This is a genomic window from Brachyspira catarrhinii (assembly GCF_005518285.1).
GTDB classification, from domain to species: Bacteria; Spirochaetota; Brachyspiria; order Brachyspirales; family Brachyspiraceae; genus Brachyspira; species Brachyspira catarrhinii.
This window is the reverse complement of the sequence record NZ_SJDU01000240.1, coordinates 1-3623: the sequence shown is the minus strand read 5'-3', so window position 1 is coordinate 3623 and position 3623 is coordinate 1. Positions and strand designations below refer to the sequence as shown.

The following is a 3623-nucleotide window of genomic DNA, read 5'->3' as shown; positions in this document are numbered from 1 at the left end:
AAAAATAATTATAATAAGGGCGGTTCAAAGCGGAAAATACGACACAGACAAAATCGCTGCGGGAATATCTCAAACGGGAGGACAATGCCGAGCGAGTAATTACGCTTCTTTAATCAAAAGAGGACTAATAAACGCGGGTTATCCAGATGTTCCTGTCGTAACGGTTGGTTTGACGGTTATAAACGACCAGCCTGGGTTCGAGCTTTCAAAAATGGATATGATGAAAGAGGGAATTGTAGCTATGCCTTATGCGGACGCAATCTCTACAATGTATTATTACACGGCGGTTAGAGAGGCGAAAAAAGGCGAGGCTTTGGCTCTTGCAAATAAATATATCGTCTTGCATCCGAAAGATTTTTCTCTTAAAGATACGGATAAATTATTGAAACAGGCTGTCGCGGAGTTTAACGCTATTGAAACTAAAGATTTATATTTGCCTAAAGCGGGACTTGTCGGCGAGATATATGTTAAATACAATAATTTTGCCAACGGAGATGTTTGCGATTGGCTTATGGCTAAAGGAGTGGAAGTTATAGTTCCTCCAGTATTCGATTTCTTCGTTCAAAAAGTTATAAGCGAACAAGTAAATAAAGAAAAACATGCGAGAGAAGTTTCGTTTTTGGGTTATTACGGCTCTAAACTTTCCGAAAAAATTATTGACGCGAGAATTGACGCGGTAAATCAAATAATGTCGAAATTTAAAGGTTTTCGTCCCGCGCATCATATAAGACATATAGCGGAAAACGCTTCAAAAATTATTTCTTTGACGAATCAATTCGGCGAGGCTTGGCTTTTGCCCGGCGAAATAGCCACATTTGCCGAAGAAGGCGTTAATAATGTCCTTTGCTTACAGCCATTCGGTTGCATTGCAAACCATATTATAGCGAGAGGAATCGAAACGAGATTAAAAACGAGATATCCCGATTTGAATCTTCTATATTTGGATATGGACGCTGGAGCAAGCGAAGTGAATACGATTAACAGATTGGAATTCTTCGTTCGTTCGGCTAAAGATTCCATAAGCGATGAAACTGTGGTTTTATACGATGAAAAAGAAAAATATTTTGAAGAACGCGGTTTTATAAAAATAGGAATATAATTAATGAATAAAAAAAAAGAATTCAAAATAGCAATCGCTGGCTACGGACATGTCGGAAAAGATACTGTAAAAACTATTATTGAAAATAACGAAATAATAGAAAAGAGAACGGGAATAAAATTAAAAATCAAAACCGTTTTCAGCAGAAATATCGACAAAGTAAAAAACGACAAATATCTTGATTTAATAGAAATAAAGACAAAAGATTTAAACGATATATTAAACGACAAAGAAATCGACATAATAATCGAAGTTTTGGGAGGAATGGATACGGCAAAAACATTAATAATGGAAGCGAAAAAATGTATTGTGACTGCAAATAAGGCTTTGCTTGCCAATTCTTTTGCGGAAATTGTGGAGAATAGAAAAACGGATATAGTTTTCGAGGCTTCGGTTGCGGGAGCTGTCCCAATAATAAAAGCGCTTAAAGAAAGTTTGGTTTCGGATAAAATAGAATCTGTTTACGGAATATTGAACGGAACTTGCAATTTTATTTTAACGAATATGACTAAAAATAATTTGGACTTTGGAGTAGTTCTTAAAGACGCTCAAGATAAAGGATACGCCGAAGCGGACCCGACATTCGATATAGACGGAATAGACACGGCTCATAAATTATGCATATTGTCATCGATAGCTTTTTCAAATATTATGGATATGAATAAAATATTTATAAGAGGAATAAGAAATATAGAGCTTTCGGATATAATCTTTGCGACAGAAGCTGGCTACACGATAAAATTGATAGCCGAAGCGAGCATTGACAAAAATAACAATGTTTTTATATTCGTTATTCCAACTATGCTTAAAGAAGACAATATGCTTTCAAAAGTCGATTACGCTTTTAACGCGATTACCGTTGTGGGCGACAGGTCGGGAGAGAATGTTTTTTACGGAGCGGGAGCGGGCGGGCGTCCGACAAGCAGCGCGATAGTTTCCGATGCGATAACTCTTGCAAGAAACAATCTTATAACTGATAACTTAAGAATTCCAATATTGGGATTTGCTCAAAAAAATAACGATATAAAAATTAAAGATTTCAAAGAGAAAAACGAAACTTTTTATATAAGATTTTCTTCTTCTAATAATAATTTTGAAACATTTAATAAATCTTTTTTGGAAAATAAAATTATCGTAGAAGAGTCGGAAGAAAAAAACAATAATTTTATGTTTATATTAAAAGAAACTAATATAAATAAAATAATCGAAATAATAGAAAAAACGGAAAAAATAGAAAATATATTCATAGCGAGAATAAAATCGTAAAGACAATTAATTAATCTCTTCGTCAAACTTCTTTTTGGCAATTTTATTCAAATTATATTTCTTATATTTTTCCCTCAAAGTTATAGAAGGAATCCACCAAGCGACAGAGAAAACTTTTTTCTTTATTCTTTCGACTTTTTCCAAATAAATATTATAATCTTCGTTCGTTTTCATTATTTGGCAGGAATAAGCCTCGAAAGGATGTTTATCTTTGTCTATTTCGACATTTAACTCTTTCATTAAATCATGGCATTTTTTATAAAATTCGTTTTTGTTATCCGCGTTATAATTATTAAATATAAAAAGAAAAGAATTGAAATTATAATAATTTGCGTCTTTCAATAATTCCATTTTTTTTTCTTTATAAATCGTGTATATATTTTTGAATACCGATAAAGCGTCCGATACCGTTCGATTGTCTTTTTCTATAGAATGAACTAAAGAAGTTTTTCTTTGAACATAATAATATTTCGCATCGTTATTATAAAATTTTTTCGGAGAATATAAAAGATATTTATAAAAAAATTCCGTATCTTCCGAAACGATATAATTTTGAAACTCTAGATTATTTTTTTTAATAAAATTTTTTTTAAATATTTTATTCCATACTATAACGAGCGGATATTCTGGAGTATTTTCTTTTTGGGGAGTGTCGACATTGAAATCGCTTATTCCTTCCCGCCAAATTTCGTTTTTTTTAAATTTCTTTTTCCAAATATTTATTCTGTTATGATAATAAGGCTTTATTATTTTATCTCTAACTATATTTATATTATTCGTAAAAACTATATCGGCTTCGTTTTTAATCGCCGTATTATATAAAATTTCTATATAATCTTTTTCAATATAATCGTCCGAGTCTATAAAAGAAATGTATTCGCCCGAGCTTTCGCTTATTCCGATATTGCGAGAAAAACCGATTCCAAAATTTTTTTCATTGTTTATAATTTTTATTCTGCCGTCTTTCTTTGCATATTCTGAAATTATATTTTCGCATCCGTCCGTAGAACAATCGTTTACGCATATTATCTCTATATCTTTCAAAGTTTGATTTATAACGCTATCCAAACATTTTCTTAAATATTTTTCAACATTGTATATTGGAAGAATTACTGAAACTTTTGGCATTGTTTTTCCTTATATTAAAAGTCTAAGCTTTATAATTTTTCGACTTCTTCTATACTTAATCCCGTGTTTTCGCTGATAAATTTTATATCCAAGCCTGATTTTTTTAGATTTTAATATAAGGAAAAACAAT

2 protein-coding genes and 1 pseudogene are annotated in these 3623 nt (G+C 31.6%); 2 read left to right on the top strand and 1 reads right to left on the bottom strand.

Translation table 11 applies throughout. The annotated features are described in order from the left end of the window. A pseudogene (locus EZH24_RS08710) lies at positions 1-1099 on the top strand (CoA activase); the annotation flags it as partial. 3 nt (positions 1100-1102) lie between these two features. After that, positions 1103-2365: a homoserine dehydrogenase gene (locus tag EZH24_RS08705; RefSeq protein ID WP_137998777.1), complete on the top strand. Its 1263-nt coding sequence runs from the start codon at positions 1103-1105 to the stop codon at positions 2363-2365. Between the two features lie 6 nt (positions 2366-2371). On the opposite strand, the gene EZH24_RS08700 is transcribed toward EZH24_RS08705, so the two are convergent. Next, the gene (locus EZH24_RS08700) at positions 2372-3493 is read right to left on the bottom strand and encodes a glycosyltransferase family 2 protein (RefSeq protein WP_137998776.1); all 1122 of its coding nucleotides are present in this window, start codon (positions 3491-3493) and stop codon (positions 2372-2374) included. Positions 3494-3623: the final 130 nt, after the last annotated feature.

Bases quoted from the DNA above. Each gene is read 5' to 3' on its own strand.
- EZH24_RS08705 (WP_137998777.1), top strand. From the start codon at position 1,103: ATGAATAAAAAAAAAGAATTCAAAATAGCAATCGCTGGCTACGGACAT.
- EZH24_RS08700 (WP_137998776.1), bottom strand. From the start codon at position 3,493: ATGCCAAAAGTTTCAGTAATTCTTCCAATATACAATGTTGAAAAATAT.